A 22,899-nucleotide genomic window follows, 5' to 3' on the forward strand; every position below is an offset into this window, starting at 1 on the left:
CTGTGGAACACCCTGACCGACCTCGGCGAACCCGGCCTGACGATCCTGGCCGCCTGGATCGCGAAGGAAGAACTCCGCGCGCTGTTCGCGCTCGCCGGTACCCACCCCGACCGCACCGTGATCGCCCACCGGCTCACGAAGTTCTACACCTGGTGCGCCAGCGCCGGCATCCCCGAGCTCGAACGCCTCGCCACCACGATCAGCACCTGGTGGCCATGCATCGAGGCGTTCCTCCACACAAAGATCACCAACGCGGCCAGTGAAGGCTACAACCGGGTCGTCAAACTCGACGCCCGCAACGCCTACGGATACCGCAACCCCACCAACCAGCGCCTACGCACACGCTGCGCAACCACCCGCCGAGCCCGCGGATGCCTCAACCCCGCCTAACCTCGAAGAGCCCCATTACCAGGCACGGCTCGTGCACCGGCCATGGCTCTCTTAAGGCTGCCTACACGCGCCCGCGGGATTCACCGAGCTGGCGGCTACCCACGCCATAACCCGCCGCAGCCCCACCAGCTCTGAACAGTGCCCCCGGCTACCGCCCCCGCCGGGTATTCAGCCTGCCCACACACCCGCAACGCCTCACCCTGTTCCACCGGACCGGGCAGAAAAGCTCACACCGGCAGCCCAGCGGGGCGCCTTGTCGCGCCCGTCATGGGCACCACGTCAACGGTGCGATAACACCGCGCCCAGTGCTCGAAGGACTCAGGAAGGAGCGCATCGATGCGTCGRCGCGACCACCTCACCTCCGCACCCGGTGAGCCAGTCGTCGTGACGCAGCCCGCTCCCGCCCAACCCAACTCCACCGCGCTGACCGGACCGGCCACCCAGGAACCGCCCCCGACACCACCGACCGCCCCGGGCAGCGCCCCCGCCGACGAAAAGTCCAGTGATCCCCACGCTGGCAGTCCCGCCACGGGCACGACCAGCCCCGATGACCCGCCCACCACCGCGGCACACAGCACCAACGGCATCGACCCCCAGGGCGCCATGGGCGCCACCCCACCGGCGCCGCCCCCCTGCGATCCGCCAGCGCACCGGACAAGCGGCCGACACCGCCGCCGCCGATCACCGGCACGCACAGTCGGCTTGCTGCATGCCGTCGGTCTGCCCGTCCTCGGAATCCCAGCCCTGATCATCATGCTGCTGTCCGGCGCCGACGCCCCCCTGCACACCGACAGCCACGACACCTCAACCACCCCACCCACCACCGGCCACGACTACCCCATGCCCACCCTCAACCCGAACGCCCTACCCGCCGGCCTCACAACCCCCGACGGCGCGACAGGGCAGGTCCCCACCGACAACCTCGCCACCGCCGCTGCCTCCCCCGGCACCATCACCGGCCTGGTCCAGCTCACCGCCACCGAACGCCAGATCCCCGCCCGCATCCTGACCGCCTACCAACAAGCCGCCACGACTCTGACCGCCGAGCTACCCGGTTGCCATCTGCGCTGGCAGCTCCTCGCCGGCATCGGCAAGGTCGAGTCGAACCACGCCATCGGCCGGGCCATCACCCCGACGGCACCATCAGCCCAGCCATCCTCGGACCCCGCCTCAACGGCCAGGGCGGCTTCGCCCGCATCCCCGACACCGACAAAGGCAGGCTCGACCACGACACCACCTACGACCGCGCCGTCGGCCCGATGCAGTTCCTCCCCGGCACCTGGACCGCCGCAGGCCGCGACGCCAACCACGACGCCGCCAAGAACCCGAACAACATCGACGACGCCACCCTCACCACCGGCACCTACCTCTGCGCCCACCGGCGCGACCTCGCCAACCCGGGCGACCTGTACGTCGCCATCCGCGCCTACAACCCCTCCGACACCTACGTCCGCGCCGTCCTCGCCTGGACCACCGGCTACACCGGTTCCACCCCCACCCCCGTCAACAACACACAGCCCAGCGCGACACCAACACCAACACCGACCCCGCCGAACGCCCTCCCCAGCGCGCCGGCCACACCCTTCCCGATCATCACCCTGACACCACGACCCACCACCCCACCGRCCACATCCACCTCACCGCCAGCGACCACCCCAACCTGCCCGACAATCACCCTGACCACCAGCACCCTCACCGCGACAACCAGCACCACCACTCTCGACATCACCGGTCGTTACACCACCGCCAACAGCACCGGCACGGGGCCGGCGACGGTCCTCCACGCCGAAGCCCGCGACACCACGGGCCACACCCTCACCACCACCGACACCACCATCCCCACCACACCACCGACCAGCCCTACCCTGCTCACCCGCCTACCCCTCGACCACCTCACCACTCCCGGCCACACCACCACCATCACCGTCACCCTCACCACCACCCCGACCGGCTGCCCCACCCAAACCCTGATCACCCTCACCATCACCGGCATCACCCGCCCAGGCACCACAGCCCCGCCGACCCCCACCCCCAGCAACCCAGCACCATCCCTATCAACCAGCCCAAGCCCCGAGACCCGGGCCTCGACACAGACGACCCCCTAAGCACCCCCGCGTTGCGCGCAAAAGAACTGGCGAAGCCACCGCGACAGCGAATACAGATGCCCCATGAGAACCCGACTGCGCCGCCTGCACGTCGACGGCCAGGCCTTCACCTGGCGCGCGGGGATCCATCACGCCCCGGGCAGCGGCGACTGTCACCGATGCATCCGCGTCCGCGCCTGGGTAGACGACAAGACCCGCCAGGCACTCCAGGCAGACCTGCTCTCRCTCACCTGGCCGGCGCCGTGGGGCGCCTGCACGACCGATGGGGCCTACCCCACGCTGGCCGACGTGCGTGCAGTCATCCTCTACGGCCTCGCCCACGGATGGCAGCCAGAAAGACGCGGCGGCACCTTCACCCTGACCGAACGCGACCATGCCGCCCACTTCACCCTGCCGGGCTTCCTGCTCACCGACCGTCTCCACACCCCAGACTCCGACGACCCCACCACCAGAGTGATCAACGCCCACGAACGGCGGCGCTACCACCAGACAGACCTCACCGAACCGGAATAGGCCGAGCACGCCAACGCGGCCATCGAGCCGCGGCGCAGGTCCCGATCGAAATTCAGCAGTCCGCCTCCCGCGCCAGACCTCCTCCCAGCGAGAACGTCTCCCGCCCCGCGCCAGCCTGCGATCTRTTTGGCGGCCTGCGGGCGCCGTCACCAAGAACTTCTCGCCACGGTCACGGCCAATCACAGCGGCGGTGGCGCGACACCGGAAACGGTGCCAACCCCCGTCGCCGATTCAGCCTCGATCCACCGATGATTTCCTGTGATCCCGACCACTAACGGGACACCGACCAAAGGCCCTCCGCTTGCAGATAGGAAACGCGCTACGATTTCTCCTTCTCAAGGCGTGACCGATCGTGACCGCCATCAGGACAGGCGCGAGGGTCGACCGGTGCCAAACCGGTGACGAACAGCAGCACAGCCGACGGCACGAGCCGCCACCAACCGGCACGATCAACGACTACGACAGCCAGATCTCACGCCCGAATACCAAACACCGCAGCACAAAACGACTGTGAACGGCAGCCCACATCAGCCGACGACAACAACTCGGCCGGCCAGGGAAGAAGACTCATAATCCTCCGGCCCTGCATTGGAACTACACCTAGATCATACTCACTCTGTGTAATCCTTGAAGGCCGGCGAGACTTTTATGATCAATCCCGTTGATCTTGATCGTTGCCGGCAGCCGCTCGTCCGTATTAGGCCCTCGGGCCGCCTACGGCCCAAGGAGGCAAGCCGACGGTCGGATCGGTCAGCAGGACGACCCGATCGGCTTCGACGTTGTATCCGAGTAGCCGGTCCTGGTAGCTGCCTTCTGCCGTCATCACCACCGGCTTGCCCAACAGGCGCCCGAGCATTCGCAGCAGCTCGCACAGATCGTCCAGGCGGTCCTGGCCCTGCAGCTCTTGGAGGTCGACATCGAATCGACACAGTCCGCGCTCATCGGCCGGAAGTTCACCTGAACACCTGGGGTCGGCCACACCTTCAGCAGGACGTACTCCTGCCCGCGCCGAGCGAAGATCTCCCTGGCGGAGGGCGGGTCGAGTACCACGGAGTCCTCCGTGTACTCACAGACCCAGCCCCAAGCCCGGACCAGGTCGAAGACCGCCTGTCAGTCGTCCACGCCTGTCGAGTCGATGGCCACATCGGGCAAGGTTCCGTTCAGTTCGGGATCAAAGAGGACGCGCACGTCGTCCCAAGCCAGATCGGACACGGACCCATTCTTGCCCACCGTCACAGCCGATCATCGCGACTCGGCCCGCCATCCCTTCCTTCTCATCAGGCTGTCGGTCGCCACTGGCGTCGTCTCCCCACAGCGCATTGCCGATCCGGTCCGCCACATCACAGAGTGCCACACACCCGGCCGCCGGTCAGAGTCCAAGAGACCACACCCAAACGAGCCAGGCGGCGCCGCTACGGCAATCCCAGGCTGCGATTGACACAGGGACATTAGGCTGATGACCGTGGATGCCGAAGACAAACCGGCGACGGTTGCCGTGCCGGGCACCGACAAGCCTCTACGCGGACTCCCCGCGTTGCCCGAGCGTACCGAGGACAACTCGGCGGTCTTTGAGCGGCGCCTGATGGAGCTGATCGACCTGCTCGGCGCCCAGCGCCCGTCGCTGACCTCGGATGACAAGTACGCGCGCTGGGAGTGGCAGCACGCAGCCCGGCAGGTGGTCGCGCACGCGGTGGGTGACCAGCCCGCGCGCGAGGAGTGGTTCGAGCCGCTGGTACGCGCCGCGGTCTACGACCCGAACCCGAGCTTCAACCGGCAACTCGTCGAACCGGCGCTCACCCTCTTCGGCCGCCGTCGAGTGAAGCTGACGCTCATCGACTATCTGAGGACCGGAACCAACCCAGAACGCGCAGGAGCGGCACGGGCCTGGTACTGGACACAGGTCCCGCTGACCTTCGCCGCGGGGTCACGCACGCCGACGCCGCAGAGCAGGGCTCTGTACGACTCGTTCATCGACCTGCGAGACGTGTGGCAGGAAACGGCGCTGCAGGTCTTCGYCACCCATGACGACCTCGACGTCCGGCGGTGCCTTCTTCCCGGGCTCAACCTCCGCGCGCAGCACCGACCTGAGGTACAACGCCCGACGGTGGAAGAAGCGATCCGCATCGCCCGCACACATCCAGACGAGTACCTACGCCACCGCGTCGAACACCAACTCTGATCGCGCCGCAGCAGCCCCGGTTCGCCCGCAGCGCGCGGCGAGGGTGGYGACGCCGCGACCGGTCATCGCTATGCACCGGTCGCCGCCGCTAGGAGCGTCAGGTCGAAAATCTCACGAAGACCGATCATGTACGAATGGGTCGACTCCCCCCTCGGACACAACCAATAGGTCCACGGATGATCTTGGGTGGGCCTCGGCGACGATTTCGTTCGCCGCTTCGTCGTAGATCAGTTGCAAGCCGAGCTCCTGGTACAGCTTGGCCTTGTCCGCGGCCTCCGCATCAGCGAGCGCGGCGAGGATCCCTCCGAGCGCCTCGGCCAGGTTCTGGATCTGCTGGCCGGTGAGCCGGTCGGGTGTGCCGCCCGAGGGCAGGAGCAGGGCGAGACGGGCCTCGGTGGCCTGGCGTTGGGCGGTCACCTCGTTGATCCATCCGAGGATGGTCTCGGTGGCGCCGCCGGCCTCGAGGGCGTGGCGGTGGATGGCGAGCTTGCGGTCGCAGTCGGCGATGAGCCGACGAAGCGGCTCTGAGGATGAATCGCCTGTCGACGAGTGCTGCGCCGGGTCGAACGCCAGGAGCGTCCRCTCGACGTGTGCGGGGTCGAACGCGCGGGCGAGCCAGGCGTCGAGTTCCGGGACGATGGTGTCCTCGCGGAGGCAGACAGCCAGCGAGTGGTTGATCTTGTTGGCGATGGCGGGCGCTGTTGCATTGAGCTGGTCCGGGGCAKGGCTGGGGCGGGTTGGTTGCCTGGTCAGAGGGCCAAGGCGAGTTCGGTGAACGCTGCTGCGAGTCGGTGACGGGGTTCGGCGTGGGTGGCGAGTTCGTAGTGCCCGCGACGAATGTTCTGGACCAGGGCGTGCCCGGATCCGATCACCTGGGCGGAGCGGAGCCGTTTGAGCCCTCGCATCGGCCGCAGCCGTGCCTTCAACCCGCCGTGGTCGGCTTCAACCTGGTTGTTCGCATATCGGCCATCCACATGGTGGGCGGCGGGCAACTGTTCGTCGAGGACCCGCGGGTAGGCCGCGGCCCGGTCGGTGGTCACCTCGACCGGCCGGCGGCCGTGGGCCAGTGCTCGGGTGAAGAACCGGCGTGCCGCGGCGAGATCCCGCCTCTCGGAAGCGAGGACGTCGATGACCTGGCCGAACTGGTCGATCGCTCGGTACAGGTACATCCAGCGACCGGCGACCTTCACATACGTCTCGTCCGTGAACCACCTGTCGCCCGGGCTGTGGCGGCACGGCCGGGCCGCGTCGACCAGCAACGGCGTGAACCGCTGCACCCACCGGTAGACGCTGACGTGATCGACGGCGATGCCGCGCTCGACCAGCAGCTCCTCGACATCTCGGTACGACAGGGCGAACCGCAGGTACCAGCGGACGCCCAGAACGATCACCTCGGGCGGGAACCGGAACCCGGTGAACTCCGAGACCGGGACCAGCGGACGAGGACGGCAGCGAGACACCATCCGATCATGCCTCGGCCACCAGCCCGGACTGCGGCCTCAGCCAATGCAACAGCGCCCTGGATCGACGGGAAGAGTGTCTCGCCCGCCGGTGGGGGGTACCTGCCGTCCACCAGTCCGACCACGGGAGAGACCGTCGCCCATATCGCGCGGGGAACCACTCCTGACGTGGCGTGCGCCGTTCGCGGGGCCCAGGAGACGCAGCTCGCCTGGGCCGCGCGGACGCCGGCGCAGCGGGCCGCGGTCCTGCTGGCGATCGCCGCGTCCATCCGCGCCTCGGAGGCCGAGCTGTCGGCTCTGGAGTCGGCCGAAACCGGCAAGATCGCGCCGGAGCGGGAGGTGGAGGCGTCCGCGGAGTACTTCTCCTACTACGGCGCGGTCGTGCGGGCCGTAGCCGGGGAGTCGCTCGATCTCGGGTCCGGCTCGATGGCCTTCACCCGCCGGCAGCCCTACGGTGTGATCGGTGTGATCGGTGTGATCACCCCCTGGAACGGGCTGCTCAACCAGGCCTGCCGCGACGTGGCGCCGGCGTTCGAGATGTTCCGGCGCAACATCTACGGTACGTTCTGGTTCGAGCACGCGGGGTCGAACCTGCTGCTGGACTACCTGGGTGACGAGAACATCATGTGGGAGACCGCTTTCCCGCACCCGACGTGTCTGTACCCGTCGCCGGTCGAGCGTTCCGCGGCCGCGTTGAAGGACGTGCCCCGGGAGTCGCTCCGGAAGATCATGCAGGACAACGCGGCCAAGCTCTACAACCTGCCGCTCGGCAACGCCTGAGCAGGCCGGGCCGGCGAGCGAGAACATCCACCGGGGTGGATGTTCTCGCTCGCCGGCCCGGCTTCGGTGTAACAACCGGCGCGACAGCCAATCGCTACGGCCACTAACGAACAGTCAGCCCTCACCCAGCGGAGCGCCCCGTGTCAGTAAGTGATACGACCACAGTCGACCTGTCCGATCCCGCGATGTTCGCGGACGGGGTTCCGCACGACGTGTTCGACGAGTTACGGCGATCGGCGCCGGTGTTCTGGAACCCGACCGAGCGCGGAGGAGCGCCGGGCGGGGGATTCTGGGCGCTGACCCGGCACGCGGACGTGGGCGCGGTGTCGCGGGACACCGCCACGTTCACCTCGGCCGAGGGCATGCACTACCCGACCGATCCGTCCGATGCGGCGAGGATGCGGGACAACGTGATGTGGAACGACCCGCCCCGGCATACCCGTATCCGCGGGCTGGCCTCGCGGGGGTTCAGCCCGCGGGTCGTGGCCCGGTTCGAGGACTGGGTCCGTGAGCGGGTGAACCTGATCCTCGACGCGCTGCCGGCGGACGAGGCGTTCGACGCGGTCCCGCTGATCGCCGCCGAGCTCCCCGCGCAGGTCATCGCGTCGGTGATGGGAGCGCCGGAGGAGGACCGCCACCGGATCGTGGCCTGGGCGTCGGACATCTTCGCCCGGGAACAGCCCGGCGGCCCCGAGCGGGCCCAGGCCGCGCTGGCCCAGGTCTTCGCCTACGCCGAGGAGCTGCGGGAGATCAAGCGGCGCAGCCCGGCCGCCGACATGATCACCGATCTGGCGGACGCCGAGTACGACGGTGTGCCGATCACCGACAGCGAGTACCGCCAGTTCGTCATGTCCCTGCTGATCGCCGGGTTCGAGACGACCCACACCCTCATCGGCCAGAGCCTCCGCCTGATGATCGAGGACGTCGAGATCGACGGGCAGGTCCGGACGGCGACGGCCGCCGACGGGCCGTCGCGCCCGGTCGAGGAGTTCCTCCGCTACGTCACCCCGGCCATGCAGATGGCCCGCCTCGCCAGGACGGACACCGTCGTCGGCGGAACGGCGATCAAGGCCGGCGAGATGGTGGTGATGTGGTACGTCGCGGCCAACCGCGACCCGGAGGTCTTCCCCGACCCGCACCGGTTCGACATCTCCCGCCGGCTGGCCGCCCACACCTCGTTCGGCGCCGGCGGCCCGCACTTCTGCATCGGCAACCACCTGGCCCGCCTCGAGGGCCGGGTGCTGCTCGACGAGATCGTCCGCCGCGACCTGCGGTTCCGCTCCGCCGGCACACCGAAGCGCGGGCACACGGTGTTCATCAACGCCCTCATGGAACTACCGGTCGYGCTCGGCTGACCCGGGCCGGCGTACACGCCGTCCAGGCACGCGCTGCTCGCCTGTCCGACGCCGGCCGGCGCGACCTCGTGCCGGCCCGGCGGCGGGGTGTCGATCCTGTGTCCGAGCTACTTCGCGGCCGAGGGCTGGAACGCGAAGCGCGACCATCCCGAGCGTTTCGGCAGTTCGGTCCAGTCCAACCCGGCCGGCGGGCCGCGCTCGCCTTCCTCGGGCGGACGTCCGAGGAGCTGAACGGGCGGGGCGACGCCGCACCAAGATCACCCGGGTCGTCATCCCCCGTTCAAGCTACGCCGAGGGCATCGAGGCCGCTGCGGGGACGGCCGCCGGGGCGAGTTCCGGTCGGATCCTCCACCTCGAAGCCAGGCCAGCGACACAGTCGTGAGCGGTGTGTCGGCTGGCGTCGAGGGCTGGTATTGGCTCTGGCGGCCGAGCTTGTCTGCCCGCACCGGCGGTCGCGTGTCTGATCGGCGTCCGCCCGGCTGATCGCGTGGGGTCGCCGGGCTGGGCCTGCTACCTGGACTTCCACGGCTCCGCGCGGGTGGGAGCGGGGCTGGGCGCCGTCGGGCCGGCCGGCAACGGGCGGACGCGGCGTCACGGGATGATCAAGGCTTCTACACCATGATCATCCAAGAGTGGGACCGCGTCCGCTCCCTGAAGGCGCTCACCGTCACCACCCCGAGGCTCGTCGGCTTCCGGGGCACCAGGCAGATCTTCGAGCTGTGCCGACGGACCCGGCGCAAGAAGACCGCACCGCGAAGCCCACCGTGTCCGAGGAGGGGTTCTACCTGCGACCGCGAACTCCTCGACGCTATCGCCGTGGGCCAGCACTCCTTGGACGCCTTCGTCGACATCCGCCCGGACCTCCCGCGCCTCACCGTCGACACCAGCGGCGGCTACCACCCCGGCCTGGAAGCCATCACCGCTTTCATCGCCCAGCCCGCCTGACATGGCCAGAACAGGGTGCCGCGACGCGTAGCGGCCGGTAGCCGGTCGGCCCGAGCTGCGCCAACTCTCCCTCAATGTCCACCCGTCGCCATCCAGCCGGACCGGGCCGGGGTCCGATACTGGCAAGAGTCGCGTGTTCAAGTGACTCGAATTCGCAAGATCACACCCGCTGATCGTCACTGTTCGTCAGGTCTGGCGCCTGGGCTACTGCCCGCGCTGGCCGCAGTGCTGGCACCTCCGCCAGCGCGGGCAGTTCGGTCCGGACGGGCGCTATCTAACGGCGACCCCGGAGCGCCCGGAGGATCTCGGCGAMCGCGCGCAGCACGGTCGCGATCGCGCCTGCTGACGACGGCCGGAAGGCAGCAAGGACGGCGAGGAGCACGAYGACGGCCAGGAGCGCGAGGAAGCTGAAGCAGGCAGGTGCTTCAACGCGCCCGGCGAACTCGAGTGGGGCGAGCCACCAGTGGGACGGCGACAAGGACATGCGACGGCACTCCGGCAAGCAGCATGGCCGGGCCAGGACTACGAAGCGGGGCCCAGGCAGGGAGGGCGTGAGGGGTCTGCGGGTGTCCACGCGACGCCGTCCCGGGCCGTGCCGGGGACCTTTGGTCGCTGATCTTCCCGCGCGATGGTGCTGACCCGTCGCCGGACTGCCGGTCCACTCTTTGCGGTGCGCCGCCTTTGRTGGACACCATGGCCTCTGCCGGTGACCTTGGTGGTCACGATCAGCAGCACTCGGATCCTGCTGATCGCTGCAGACGGTGAGCTGGATCGGCCGGCCGTTCACGCCACCGGTCGCGTTGACCTCCTTCAGGCCGACGTCCAGACCCTCTTTGTCTTCCTTCTCGGTGATCGGGGTCGTGATCGCGAAGACCTTGATCGGCTTACCGCTGGCCGCAGCCGACGCGGACCCCCCGGATGCCGTGTCCGAGCCACCGGAGCCGCCCGAGGAACCGCAACCGGCGACGGTCAGCGCAACCGTGGTCACGTGGATACGAGACAACCGAACAGCATCCCCCTTTGGATGGCGATCGGCATCCGCAGGCCGGCGAACAGGCGGTGCGTTGACACCCTCGTCGGTCCACCCTAGAGTCAGACCTGGATACAGGATACGAGTCCGCCCTCGACAGGCTTCGTGCGGCTCGCCCGGTGACGACGGCAGAGAGAAAGAGTGGCTCTGATGGAAGCTTTCGACGCCGAGGACCGCGTGCTCATCGTCTCCTCCGATGCGCACGTCGGTCCGAGCCAGGCCGAGCTGCGCCCGTTCTGCTCGACGAGGTACCTGCCTCAGTTCGACGAGGCGGCCGCTCTCATCGAGCAGCGCAAGGAGCAGAGCAGGCTGGGAGCCGCTAACGAACTGGCTCTGGGCAAGGGCTGGGGCGATGCGTACGGCGAAGCGGTCGACCGCGCCTGGAACTGCGCCGGCTCGCACGATCCCGCTGCGCGGCACCGCGACATGGACGCCGAGGGTGTCGCGGCCGACGTGCTCTACGGCGGCGGGCAGAACGGCAACCAGATGCCGTTCTCGGTGCGCCTGGACGGACTCGGCGGTCTCAAGCCCAGCGATGCGCGGCTCTCGGATTTCGACCCCGATCTCGAGCGTGAGGCGCTCGAGATCTGGAACCGGTGGCAGGCCGACTTCATCTCGTCCGAGCCCGCCCGCCACGTCGGTCTGATGCAGCTGCCGCTCACGTTCGATCTCGAGGCGACCATTCCGGCGATGACCCGCGCACGCGAGGCGGGGTTGACGGCCGTGAACTTCCCGGCACCGCGCGCCGACTTCCCCGCCTACAACGAGGAATCGGTGTACGAGGACTTCTGGTCGGCGTGCKAGGACCTCGACCTGCCGCTGTGCACGCACATCGCGGGTGGTGAGCGGCCGCTCGGCAGCACCGGCGTGGGCGGCGGTCTGGTGATCATGGCCGAGAACCCGTGGATGGCTCGGCGCTCCCTCTGGCAGATGATCTTCGGTGGGGTCTTCGAGCGGCACCCCCGTCTCAAGCTGGTGTTCACCGAACAGCGTTCGTCCTGGGTTCGCGAGACGCTGCGCGACCTGGACTCGATCTACTTCAACGAGCTGTGGAACGAGCACCGCAACGGCCGGCTGCCCAGGACGCCGAGCGAGTACTTCGCCGCCAACTGCAGCGTCGCCGCGRGCATGATGGCCGCGTACGAGGTCGACGAGCGCCACGACGTGGGGGCCGACCGGCTCATGTGGGGCGGCGACTACCCCCATTCCGAAGGGTGCTGGCCCCGCTCGCAGCTCTCGATCCGCTTCGCGTTCGCGAACTCGGACGTGGACGACGACGAGTTCCGGGCGATCCTCGGCGAGAACGCGGTGCGCATTTTCAACCTCGACCGTGCGGCGCTGCGCACGGTCGCCGACCGGATCGGCCCGACGATCTCCGAGATCCGCAACCCCGTCCCCCCGTCGGAGGTACCCGAGTTCCGCGGCTTCGCGTTCCGCGAACACGGCATGTACGCGTGACCCGGGCGCGGCCGCCGAGCCGCGCGACGAGCACCCCGTCTCAGAACAGCGCGAGAGGGTTCACCGGGCTCCCGGGTCGCGCCCTGCAGCCGCAGCGGCGCGAACGCGAGGCAGAACTCCCAGCGTTCGCGCGCGGCGCACGCGGCACGCAGCGGCTCGAGGTCGCAGTTGTCGAGCAGCCACAGCCTGTAGCGTGCCAGAACTCGATTTCGGGTCGCTGACCTGCGGTTCGTCGCTCGGCCCCGTGGTGGATGATCGCCCTCATGGGGCTGCGGCTGGTGTACTTGGTCATGGTGCGAGTGTTCGGCTGGCTCGTCCTGCTCACCCGTAGCGATGCGGCAAGGACGGCGGAGCTGCTCGTGCCGCGCCACGAGGTAGCCGTGCTACGTCGCCAGGTCGGCCAGCCTCGGTTCACCTGGCCCGACCGCGCGGTCCTGGCCGCGCTGGCCCGGCTATCGCCCCGGGAGGTCCGGTCCTGCCGGCTGGTGACCCCGGCGACGCTGCTGGCCTGGCACCGTCGCCTGGTCAGGCGACGGTGGGCCTACCCGCACCGGGTCAGCCGCCCGCCGGTGGACGAGGAACCGCGGACGCTGGTGATCCGCCTGGCCAGAGACAACCCCACCTGGGGGCACCGCCGCATCCAAGGAGAACTCCTCGGCCTCGGCCACCGGATCGGCACGGGCACGACCCGCCGAATCCTCGCCCGCGCAGAACTCGGCCCAGCGCCCCGACGCCACGCCGACACGCCGACACGCCGACACCACCTGGCGTACCTTCCTCAAGGGCCAGGCCAGCGGCCTGTTGGGATCATCGTCCTCATCAAGGACGAGACCAGCACCCACCGAACCACGACCCGGCCACCGTCACACCGCTCCACGCGCCGATCCGTCGCCACAAGGTCCTGGGCGGCGTCATCAACGAGTACCACCGCGCCGCGTGACCGGGCAGCGAAACCGCAGGTCACGCCCCCAGATCGAATTTTGGCACGCTACAACCGGCTATGAGCGCCCCGACGACCATCGCACCGCCCCAAACCGAGCCTCCGACGATCGGATTTAGCACAGACAGGCCATATATGGACCAGAAGGACAGTGCGCCCCGGAACACGACGACCCGCGTCTATTGCGGTGTGGGGAGTGGGTGCGTTGCTTCCACGCGGTTGCGTCCGGCGCTTTTGGCCCGGTATAGCGCGGCGTCGGCGAGTTCGACGAGTGCTGCCGTGTCGTCGTCTCGGGTGGGAGTGATCGCCGCGACGCCGATACTGACCGTGACGATCCATTCGGTGGCCGGCGGGTGTGGTTCGGCCAGTTCCGCGATGGCAGCGCGGAGGCGGTGGGCGATGTGGGCGGCGGTGGCGGTGTCGGTGCCAGGCATGACGACGGCGAACTCCTCGCCGCCGTAGCGGGCAGCGAGGTCGTTGTGCCGGGTGCCGGCGTCCACGCAGGCGGCGACCCGCTGCAGGCACCGGTCGCCAGCGGCGTGCCCATAGTGGTCGTTGTAGGATTTGAAGTGATCAATGTCGATCATGGCGAGCGCGAGAGGTGTTGCCTGGCGCTGCGCGCGGTGCCATTCGGCGTCGAGGACCTCGTCGAGTTGTCGCCGGTTAGCCAGCCCCGTGAGTGGGTCGGTGGCCGAGAGCTGTTCGAGGCGCCGGTTGGCGGTGGCGAGCTGTTCCGTGCGCTCGGCGACCTTGCGTTCCAGCGAGGCATAGACCAGTGCGTTGTCGAGGGACACCGCCAGCTGACCGGCGATAAGCATGATCCCTTCGAGGCGTTCGGTGGTGAACGCGCCGCGGATCAGCCGGTTCTCCAGCAGCAGCATTGCCCGCAACTCCCCCTGGATCATGATGGGAATCGCGAGCAGCGAGCAGCGGTCCAGGCCGGTGACATAGGGGTCGCGGACGAACCGGTCATCACGGGTGGCGTCGGCGACGACGACAGGTTCATGGGTACGTTCGGCGTACCAGATGACCGAGGGTGGCAGCAGACGCCGACGGCCGGCCTCCTCGAGCGAGACCGCRCCACCGTCGTCCACCGGCACCGACCACCCGCGCTCCTCCCGGTCACGCAGCAGGAGGCACACCCCGGTGGCGCCGGTCATGTCGCGCAGGACGCCCCCGAGCTTGGACCGCAGGCCATCGATGCCGGTCTCCGAGCTCAGGGTCTGGGAAGCCGCGACGACGCCCAACAGGTCGACGGTGCCGGTCGTGACGGTGACACGGCTGCCGGCAGGCTGGGCCGGTGGCTGCGCGGCCGGCAGGGCGCCGGCAGACTCGATGCGCAGCGCCGGGTGGGCGTAGTCGAGCTGGCTGACCTTCGCGGCCGCGCCCCAGGCCGCGTACTGGCTACGGGCAGCGGCCAGCAACCCACGGCCGGCTTCTTCGATGCCGTGTGCCAGGTAGAACCGCGCGGCGCGTTCCAGGATCAGTGCTCGATGCCATGGACGCGTCCGACCGGCGGCCTCCCGCTGCGCCACGTCGAACGCGTACACCGCCGTGCGGAAGTCCCCGACGGCCCAGGCCCGCTCCGCCTCCACCAGACGCAGCAGATGAGAGAAGTTGACCGGCGCGTCCACCGCGCGCTTCGCCAGCCAGGCGACCAGCTCATCCAGCTCAGCCACCAAGGCGTCGTGCTCGCCCTCATCCGCCGCGCGGACCCGCCCCGCCAACGCCAGCATCCGCAACACGCGGGCCACCGCGGTCGGATAGTTCGTTTCGAAGGTCGGCAGCAAAGGCATCACGGCGGCCGTGTGCCGATCCAGGTCAGCCGGACGACCGAGGATGGCAGCGGCGAGCGCCCAGGCCACATGCAGGTGGAAGACGACGGCCAGGTCGGTGGCCARCAGGCTCGGCACGGCCGCCTCGTCGGCCGCCGGCTCGGCGGCCTCTCCGCGCAGCACTCGTGCCARCTGACGGTATGTCCTGAACGCATCTTCGGCCTGTCCGTTGCCGATACGTACGGCGAACGCGATCGCCTCGTCGACCTCGGCTGCAACGACGTCGAGCGATGACGCGGAGTCGAGCAGGTTATATATGAGCACATAGTGGGTGTGGCACGCGTTCTGGAGATCACCGCCCCGGACAAGACCTTCCAGCGCGCGCCGCGCCGCGGGCACGTTGTCCTCCAGGGGGTCGAACCAGTGGCCGGCAAAGGCCACGTACAGGAACTGCGCCAGCCACAAGTGCGGCTCATAGCCACGCATCCGGCTGACCTCGAGGATCCGCCGCATCATGCGGTACGCGGTGGGGTAGTCGTGCCTGCGGGAGATGATCACAGATCCGCCGCAGCCACAGGGGCCAACCAGGGCGGGATCGGGGCCATCCCGCGCCCACATCCGCAGCGTCGTCACGGCCAGCCACGCCAGCATCGTCTGGTCACCATAGAAGGCCGGGGACATGACCCGGTCGATGATCTGAATGGCGCCAAGGCGCAAACGGTCGCTGATTTCCGGTCGGCACAGGTCGTCGGATGCGCTGGTCTGGTCGATCCACTGGTAGAGCTCGTCGAGTCCGCGGTCGATCTCCGCATCGAGATGGTCCCGGTCGGGGACGGCGAGGCCGAGGTTCTGCAGCGCCTCGAGGCCGAGCCGCAGCGCCTCGCTGACGCGGTGCCGGTTGAAGAGGCTGCTGACCTGTACCGCGGTGGCGGCGGCGCATCCGACCGGATGGGTACATAGCCGGCTGATGGCCTGGTATTCCTCGTCTGCCTCCTCCAGCCGGCCCAGGCTGTACAGGGCGGCATGCCGGTCGATGTGGACCGCGAGCAACTGGTCGGTGTCGGTCGGGTCGATGAACTTCACCGCGGCGGTCAGGAACTTTCCCGCCAGCGGGTAGTCGCTCAGCATCCGCGCCCGGTCGGCCGTCCACCGGAACAGCCCGACCATCAGCTGCCGCTCCTGCTCTGCATGCACGGCGTCCGCCACGAGCAGGTACTGCTCCGCCGCCGCGGCGAAGAACTCGTGTCGGTCGGCAAGGCGTCGGGCCAGACCCAGCCGCACGGCCTGCCCCACCCGCGAGGTGAGGCCGTCCAGGACGGACTCCTGCGTCCGGTCGTGGCGGAACCGCACGCTTCGCCGTCCATCGGACTCCAGCACCAGCAGGCCAGCGGCGAACGCGGGCGCGAGCCGCCGCTCGAGCTCGTCCCCCGCAAGCCCGGTCGCGACCTCCAAAAGACCCATCTCGACCCGACTGGCCAGGCATGCCATCACCACCAGCGTCTCCCGGGTCCCCGGCGGCAGCGAAGCCATGCGAGCGGTCGACAGCCCAGGCACCTCCACATGGTGCAGCCGGCGACGCAGTGTGGTCTGCTCCCATCGCCACCCGCCCTCGCAGGGAGCCAGGATGCCGTCGTGGCGCAAAGCGCCCAGTAGCTCCATCGTGTCGCACGGATTGCCACCGGTAGACGGTGCGATCAGCCGTGCCAGCTCCGCGGCGCGCCCCAGGTCCAGGTGCAGCAGGTCGGCCACCATGGCAGCCTGGCCCTCCGGTGTCAGGTTGCCCACCCACAGCAGGCGCGGCCCGGCGCGCTGGCGACGCCAGCGGGCGAGCATCGGCGTCAGCGGATGGGCGGCGTCCACCTCGCTGTCCCGGTAGGTGCCCACCAGCAGCAACCCCTCGATGTGTTCGGTGCCGCTGAGGATCGGGTCGAGGATGCCCAGCTCTGTCCGCCCGGCCCACTGCAGGTCGTCAATGAAGAACACCACCGGCCGCTTCCGAGACGCCACCGCACGCAACACTTCGACGGCGTTGTTTTGCGCGCGCACCTGCGCGGTCATCGGATCCCCTGGCTCCGGTCGAACCTTCAGCAGCGCCGCCAGCTCCGGCACAGCGGCGGCTGCCAGCCCGGCGTTCGGTCCCAACGCCCGCAGCATCCGGTCCCGCGCTTCGGCCAGGCACTCCTCCGGCTCGGCCAGCAACAGCCGGCCCAGCGCCCGGAACGCCTGCAGAACCCCGTCGTACTCCCGGTCCCGGCGCAACTGGTCGAACTTGCCCGTCACGAACCAGCCGTCGGCACCGGCGACGACTGGTCGCAGCTCGTTGGCCAGCGACGTCTTGCCCACTCCTGGCATACCACCGAGCAGGACCCCGGGGCAGCGGTCCGCCATCGCCTCGGCGAACACCTCCTGCAGCTCATCGATCTCCCGGTCACGCCCCGCCAGGCGCGAGGGCGTCAGCGGCCGATCCAGAAGATCATGCTCGCCAGGATGCACCACCGTGGCACCGCGACGCACCAGCGCAAGATCATGCACTAAGCCGTCGGCACTCTGGTAACGATCGTCTGGTTCCTTTGCCAGCAGGTGCATGATGATCGCCGACAGCGCCGCCGGCACCGCCGGGTTCACCACCGACGGCGGCACCGGTATCCGCGCGAGATGGTCATGGATCAACCGCAACGGGTCGCCCGCGCCGAAGGGTGGCGCGCCCGTGGCCAGCTCGTACAGGGTCGCACCGACCGCGTACAGGTCTGCCCGCTGGTCCACCGGCCGACCGGTCCGACCCGTCTGCTCCGGCGCCAGATACGGCACCGTTCCCACAATCTCCCTGTGATGCAGGAAAGCCGGCTGAACTGCCGTGAAGACCGTCGCCAGCGCGAAATCGATCAGATATGGGACGTGACCGCCGGAACTCACCAGGATGTTCGCTGGGTTGATGTCCCGATGCACCACGCCCCGGCGGTGCATCTCCGCCACGGCCCGCGCCAGCAGCTCGCCCAACTCCACCAACCGTGCCGGGTCCCAGGGGGTAGTCCGCTCGGACAGCGCCGTGCCGCCGACGTCGGCCAAAACCAACGACCCCGGGAACGACGGCGCCCCGGCCGCCAGCTGCCCGACTCCCTCAGCCCCGGACAACCGCTCCAGGACCGCCACCTCACGCCGCAACCGGCACTGCGCCCCCGGCCCCAACGGCTCCTTCCGGATCACACTCCCGGCAGGAAACACCAGCCGAGACACGCGAGTCCGCTCCGACTCATGCAGCAGCTCGGTATGCACCGCCACCGGGGGATCACGGCCCGGCGTCCTGCGCTCGGAACCCATCAACCAACCCTACGCTTCGTCATATGCCGCCCACATGCCAAGGATGCCCCGATCAAGGCAACGACAACAGGGCAGCTTCGGTCCACTCGCTGCCGCCAGATCAGAGCCAGCAAGATCGGCCGTTCGCGGGTGAGCCATCTCGGTTAGCGGTCGGTAGACATCCGTCCGTCGACGATCCCTACATCGAGGATTCTGCAAAGAGTGGGTAACCAACGCTGGCGGGAAGATCCCGCGACGGTGGCCGTCAGCGCAACCAACAGCCCGGGAAACGCGCGGTGGGGTGGGTACACACCGCGGCCGGCCAACCCGGCACGAGCCACCGTGAGCCCAGCTCGATGTCGTCATCRAATCTCAACCGTCCACCGCAGTCATCGCGCTCGTCCGCCGCGACGCGTGGATCGGCGGCCGGTCGAACCGGWGCCGCCTGGACGGGCTGACCTCGGCGATGAACGCCGTCCGGCGAGGCGAGACCTTCCACGCCGTCCTCACCTCGCGGGGCCGGCTTACATCGATGCCCGACCCTCCGATGCCCTCATGCCCGCGATCACCGAGCGCGAACAGGACATCCTCGCCATCCTGGCGCGGGCGAGAGCGACCGGTCCATCGGCGCGCGCCTCCTCATCAGCGAGACCGCGGCGAAGTTCCCTGTCAGGAACCTGGTCCGCAACAGCGCCGCCGTCAGCGCCTGGGTCGCTGGATCTCGGAGATGCGCTCCAGCTGGCGGGCGGACAGCGCCGGCCGGGTGTCGGTCGAGGGAACGTGGTCTCGTAGCGCGGCGAGGTGCAGGTCGAGGTGGCGCATCCAGGCGTCCGGTGCGACGTCGGCGGTGGACTCGATGACCCCGCGCAGCGCCCAGATGATCGTCATCAGATCGCCGACGGCGACCTCGGCGGCAGCCTGGCCGTGGAGCTGGGCATCGGCGAGCAGGTCGGCGAGGAGCGCTTCGAGGTTGCGGGCCCGTTCGGCGGCCGAGCCGCGCCCGACGAGCAGGCCGGCGTGGCCGCGATGGCGGACCATGGTGTGCCCGACCGTTCGAAGGAAGTCCCGCAGGCCCGTCCCGTCCGCGCGCGCCAGGTCGGCTCGCCCGGCGGCGAGCATGCTTTCGGAGATCGCGCGGGCGAGCTCCTCGAGCAGGGCGTCCTTGTTCGGGAAGCGCCGGTAGATGGTGCCGACGCCGACCCCGGCGTGCCGGGCGATCATCTCCATGGTCAGGTCGTCGCCGTACTGGTCGAGGAGCTCCCCGGCAGAGGTCAGCACACGCTCAAGGTTCCGCACGGCGTCTCGGCGCCGCGGCGGTGCGTCCAGCTCAGCCACGCCCGTCACACCCTTGCCTGTCGCTACGACAAAGCCGCGGTAGCTCCCGCCACCAGAGCTCCTGCGACCCGGCTCATTCGGATTCGTCACCGACCAGCGTGCCAGCCGCGACGAGACCGAGTTCAGCGTGCCGCAGGATCACCTCCGGCTCGTCGGCCTCGTCGCGGGGGACGAGCAGCGCGACCAGCGCGGCGACGAGCATAGCGCCGACCAGCACCGCGAAGCCGACGGTGTAGCCGCTCTCCTTCGGCAGTCCGCTCGGCTGGAGCTTGGCGGTGACGATGCTCGCCATGACGGCTGAGCCGATCGAACCGCCGATGGTGCGGATGTTGGCGTTCATCCCGCTGGCCACGCCGGTCTGCTCGGCTGGCACGGCGCGCACGACGAGGCTGGACATGGTCGCGTAGGCCAGGCCGAGGCCCAGGCCGAACAACCCCGTCGCGACGTAGAGCTCCCACTGCTCGTCGTGCGTCCAGGCCAGCATGGCGACTCCGCCGAGTCCCAGAAGGCTGCCGACGAACAACACGATGCGCCCGCCGAGGCGCTCGGCGAGCGGGGCTGCGACCGAGCCGGTCAGGAACGTGCCGGCGGTCAGCGGCAGCAGGATCAGGCCGGACTGCGTGATGTCCATGCCGAAGCCGTAACCCGCCGACGACGGCGTCTGCACGAACTGCGGCACGAAGCCGAACGCGGCATACATACCGACGCCGAGCAGCAGGGCCACCAGGTTGGCGGTCCACACCCCACGGCGGCGCATCATCGTCAGATCGATCAGCGGCATCGAGGCCCGCTGCTCGGACACCACCCAGGACCCCGCGAGCACGACCGCCGCGACCAGCAGCCCGATCGTCCGACCCGAGGCCCAGCCCCACTCGCTGGCCTCGGACAACGGCACCAGCAACGCGACCAGCCAGGCGGACAGCAGCAACCCTGGTAGCAGACTGATGCGCCCGGGAAGGCGGGGAGACTCCGGCACGAACAGCAGCGCCGCACCAGCCGAGAGAAGCGCCATGACCATCGGCACCCAGAACAGCCAGTGGTAGTTCAGGCCGTCGACGATCGGCCCGGCCAGGACGATGCCGGCGCCACCGCCGACCGCGCTCATCGCGGCGATGACGCCGACCGCGCCCGCGACGCGCTCCTTCGGGAACTCGTCACGGATGATCCCGAACGCCAGCGGCAGCACGCCACCGCCCACACCCTGGACCGCGCGCGCGATGATCATGACCGGRAGGCTCGTGGCCAGGGCCGCGAGCAGGCACCCCGCCGCCAGAGCGGCCAGGGAGAGGACGAAGACCTTCTTCTTGCCGGCCGCGTCCCCGATCCTGCCCATGATCGGCGTGAAGATCGACGCCGACAGCAGGTACACGGTCAGCACCCACGTCACGTTGGTCTGCGAGGTGTGCAGGTCTACCTGGAACGTGTGCAGCACCGGGACCACCAGGGACTGCAACAGCGTGTACGCCATCACACCCAACGTGATCACGGAGAAAGTCACCGCCGCGTTGGGCCGCTGGGCCTCGTCGATCATGAAGCTTCCCCCCGTAGCGGAACGGATCGTCCGTTTTGACGCTAGCAAGCGGACGAGACATTCCGGTATGACCCGCCATGTCAGGTCGAACACACCTCCCCATGGCGGGTCATGTTCGTCGTCGCGGCGCGGCGGCGGTTGGCCGGCGATCCAGCCTCCACGTCGCGCCGGCCTCGGTCGCCCGCCGCGCCACCGCTACGCGACCGTTGCTCTCGCGGGCGTCATGACGCACCGGGCCCTACTCGCCGCCGCCGCCCCAGCAACCGACCGGAGTCACGATCGGGGCGCTCCCCCGCCGCCCACACACGGTCGTCGACGCCGTCGAGCGAGTCATCGAAACCGCCTGCGACGTCGGCATCTCAGTGAGCGACACCGAATGGGACCGCTACGCCGCTGGCCGAGGCCTCACACAGCCGTGCGATGCACGATGACGGGCGCCGCAGCGTTGTCCCTGCCGAAAAGTCCATCCACCCTGGTCAGGCCGGTCGCAGCCGTCGGGACCGAACGTGGCACGCCAGTGCCCGCCCCTCTCCCATCGAAGCCCGCTGTTGCGTGAGGATCCCGCATCGTGCTGCTTCGGCTGACCTACCTCGGCGTCACCAACACGTTCGCACTGCTGCGCCTGCTGCCCCGCAGTGACCGCGACAAGGACATCGAGATTCTCACCCTGCGACACCAGATCGCCGTGCTCCAACACCAGCTCGACGGCCAACGCATCCAGTTCCGGCCCGCCGACCGCGCCCTACTCGCCGCGCTCCTGCGCGCGCTGCCGAAGCCAACCCTGCACAGGCTTCGGCTACTCGTGCGCCCGGAGACCATCCTGCGCTGGCACCGCGACCTGCTCTCCCGCCGCCACGCCGCCTCCCGTCCCAGGCGGCGGGGCCGGCCTCGCATCGTGGCCTCGATCCGCATCCTCGTGCTGCGCCTGGCCCGAGAGAACAGCACCTGGAGCTACCGCCGGGTCCACGGCGAACTCCTCGTCCTCGGCGTAAAAGTCGCCCCGTCCACGGTCTGGGAAATCCCGCATCAGGCAGGCCTCGACCCCGCACCCGAGCGGACCGCGACCACCTGGGCCGACTTCCTGCGCTCCCAGGCACACGCGATCCTCGCCGCCGACTTCTTCGAAACGGTGACCCTGGCCGGAACGCGCTTGTACATCCTCGCGGTGATCGAACACGCCAGCCGCCGGATCCGCGTCCTCGGCGCCACCACGCACCCCACAGCCGCCTGGGTCACCCAAGCCGCCCGCAACCTCGCCATGGACCTCGACGACGCAGCCTCGACCGCCCGCTACCTCATCCGCGACCGCGACGGCAAATACCCAGCCCTGTTCGACGCTATCCTCGCCGACACCGGGATCACGATCGTGCGCCGCGGCGTCCGAGTCCCACGCATGAACGCGATCATGGAAAGGTGGGTGAGAACCTGCTGGCGCGAACTCCTCGACCGAACCCTGATCTACAACCAGCGGCATCTCCTGCACGCCCTGCGCACCTATGAGGCGTTCTACAACGCACACCGGCCCCACCAGGGCATCGCCAACGCTAGACCGCTCCGGCCGCTGCCCGAACCGATCATCGACCCGGACCGGCTCACCCACCTCGACATCCGCCGACACGACCGCCTCGGCGGCATCCTGCACGAGTACGAACACGCCGCCTGACCGGCCTGGACGTAATTTGGGCCTGTAAGAACAACGGTGTAACTCCCTTGTGACACTCTGTGCATAGGCGCAGGTAGAGGAGGCACCAGATGGCCAGCACGACGACCGAGACGGCGACCGAGACGATCCCGGACAAACCCGCC

At 69.1% G+C, this 22,899-nt stretch carries 16 protein-coding genes; 10 read left to right on the top strand and 6 right to left on the bottom strand.

The window, feature by feature from the left end; translation table 11 throughout:
- From BL253_RS37075 to BL253_RS37085, 3 genes are all read left to right on the top strand, one after another.
- Positions 1–390: transposase (locus BL253_RS37075; protein ID WP_198946546.1), on the top strand; the 390-nt coding region annotated here is incomplete at its 5' end.
- 1,055 nt (positions 391–1,445) lie between these two features.
- A complete protein-coding gene (locus BL253_RS44500; RefSeq protein ID WP_076822641.1) occupies positions 1,446–2,495 on the top strand; it encodes a lytic transglycosylase domain-containing protein in 1,050 nt (349 codons plus the stop codon).
- 63 nt (positions 2,496–2,558) lie between these two features.
- Positions 2,559–3,008 (top strand): integrase, encoded by a 450-nt coding sequence (locus BL253_RS37085; protein WP_076822643.1) that lies wholly within the window; start codon positions 2,559–2,561, stop codon positions 3,006–3,008.
- Between the two features lie 697 nt (positions 3,009–3,705).
- On the opposite strand, the gene BL253_RS43235 is transcribed toward BL253_RS37085, so the two are convergent.
- Entirely contained in the window at positions 3,706–3,987 is a 282-nt protein-coding gene (locus BL253_RS43235; protein ID WP_198946547.1) for a hypothetical protein, read from the bottom strand.
- A 477-nt stretch (positions 3,988–4,464) separates the two neighbouring features.
- Between BL253_RS43235 and BL253_RS37095 the strand changes: the two genes are divergently transcribed.
- Positions 4,465–5,187 (top strand): hypothetical protein, encoded by a 723-nt coding sequence (locus BL253_RS37095; protein ID WP_198946548.1) that lies wholly within the window; start codon positions 4,465–4,467, stop codon positions 5,185–5,187.
- A 111-nt stretch (positions 5,188–5,298) separates the two neighbouring features.
- Here the strand turns inward: BL253_RS37095 and BL253_RS42035 are convergent, their stop codons facing one another.
- Both BL253_RS42035 and BL253_RS37105 read right to left on the bottom strand, forming a co-directional pair.
- Positions 5,299–5,604, bottom strand: a complete 306-nt coding sequence (locus tag BL253_RS42035) for a hypothetical protein (RefSeq protein WP_131831677.1) — start codon at positions 5,602–5,604, stop codon at positions 5,299–5,301.
- 332 nt (positions 5,605–5,936) lie between these two features.
- Positions 5,937–6,650, bottom strand: a complete 714-nt coding sequence (locus tag BL253_RS37105) for an IS6 family transposase (RefSeq protein WP_076822647.1) — start codon at positions 6,648–6,650, stop codon at positions 5,937–5,939.
- A 6-nt stretch (positions 6,651–6,656) separates the two neighbouring features.
- On the opposite strand from BL253_RS37105, the gene BL253_RS37110 reads away from it, so the two are divergent.
- From BL253_RS37110 to BL253_RS37130, 5 genes are all read left to right on the top strand, one after another.
- On the top strand, positions 6,657–7,427 hold the full coding sequence (locus tag BL253_RS37110) for an aldehyde dehydrogenase family protein (protein ID WP_076822649.1): 771 nt from the start codon (positions 6,657–6,659) through the stop codon (positions 7,425–7,427).
- A gap of 140 nt (positions 7,428–7,567) precedes the next feature.
- Complete coding sequence (locus tag BL253_RS37115) at positions 7,568–8,782, top strand: cytochrome P450 (protein WP_131831678.1); 1,215 nt, start codon at positions 7,568–7,570, stop codon at positions 8,780–8,782.
- A 618-nt stretch (positions 8,783–9,400) separates the two neighbouring features.
- Positions 9,401–9,727: a hypothetical protein gene (locus tag BL253_RS44505; RefSeq protein WP_241835487.1), complete on the top strand. Its 327-nt coding sequence runs from the start codon at positions 9,401–9,403 to the stop codon at positions 9,725–9,727.
- 1,180 nt (positions 9,728–10,907) lie between these two features.
- Complete coding sequence (locus BL253_RS37125; protein ID WP_076822656.1) at positions 10,908–12,215, top strand: amidohydrolase family protein; 1,308 nt, start codon at positions 10,908–10,910, stop codon at positions 12,213–12,215.
- Positions 12,216–12,478: 263 nt separating this feature from the next.
- Positions 12,479–13,219: a hypothetical protein gene (locus BL253_RS37130; protein ID WP_241835488.1), complete on the top strand. Its 741-nt coding sequence runs from the start codon at positions 12,479–12,481 to the stop codon at positions 13,217–13,219.
- 115 nt (positions 13,220–13,334) lie between these two features.
- Here BL253_RS37130 and BL253_RS37135 read toward each other — a convergent pair whose 3' ends face one another.
- From BL253_RS37135 to BL253_RS37145, 3 genes are all read right to left on the bottom strand, one after another.
- Positions 13,335–18,248 (bottom strand): diguanylate cyclase, encoded by a 4,914-nt coding sequence (locus BL253_RS37135; RefSeq protein ID WP_076822658.1) that lies wholly within the window; start codon positions 18,246–18,248, stop codon positions 13,335–13,337.
- A gap of 678 nt (positions 18,249–18,926) precedes the next feature.
- On the bottom strand, positions 18,927–19,562 hold the full coding sequence (locus tag BL253_RS37140; RefSeq protein ID WP_158230500.1) for a TetR/AcrR family transcriptional regulator: 636 nt from the start codon (positions 19,560–19,562) through the stop codon (positions 18,927–18,929).
- Between the two features lie 73 nt (positions 19,563–19,635).
- Complete coding sequence (locus tag BL253_RS37145; protein ID WP_076822662.1) at positions 19,636–21,093, bottom strand: MFS transporter; 1,458 nt, start codon at positions 21,091–21,093, stop codon at positions 19,636–19,638.
- A 568-nt stretch (positions 21,094–21,661) separates the two neighbouring features.
- On the opposite strand from BL253_RS37145, the gene BL253_RS37150 reads away from it, so the two are divergent.
- Positions 21,662–22,756: an integrase core domain-containing protein gene (locus tag BL253_RS37150; RefSeq protein ID WP_076822665.1), complete on the top strand. Its 1,095-nt coding sequence runs from the start codon at positions 21,662–21,664 to the stop codon at positions 22,754–22,756.
- Positions 22,757–22,899: the final 143 nt, after the last annotated feature.

It is taken from the genome of Pseudofrankia asymbiotica (assembly GCF_001983105.1).
GTDB classification, from domain to species: domain Bacteria; phylum Actinomycetota; class Actinomycetes; order Frankiales; family Frankiaceae; genus Pseudofrankia; species Pseudofrankia asymbiotica.

Excerpts from the sequence above, each read along its gene's own strand:
- BL253_RS37110 (WP_076822649.1), top strand. The coding sequence starts at position 6,657 with ATGCCTCGGCCACCAGCCCGGACTGCGGCCTCAGCCAATGCAACAGCG.
- BL253_RS37105 (WP_076822647.1), bottom strand. The coding sequence starts at position 6,650 with ATGGTGTCTCGCTGCCGTCCTCGTCCGCTGGTCCCGGTCTCGGAGTTC.
- BL253_RS37130 (WP_241835488.1), top strand. The coding sequence starts at position 12,479 with ATGGGGCTGCGGCTGGTGTACTTGGTCATGGTGCGAGTGTTCGGCTGG.
- BL253_RS44505 (WP_241835487.1), top strand. The coding sequence starts at position 9,401 with ATGATCATCCAAGAGTGGGACCGCGTCCGCTCCCTGAAGGCGCTCACC.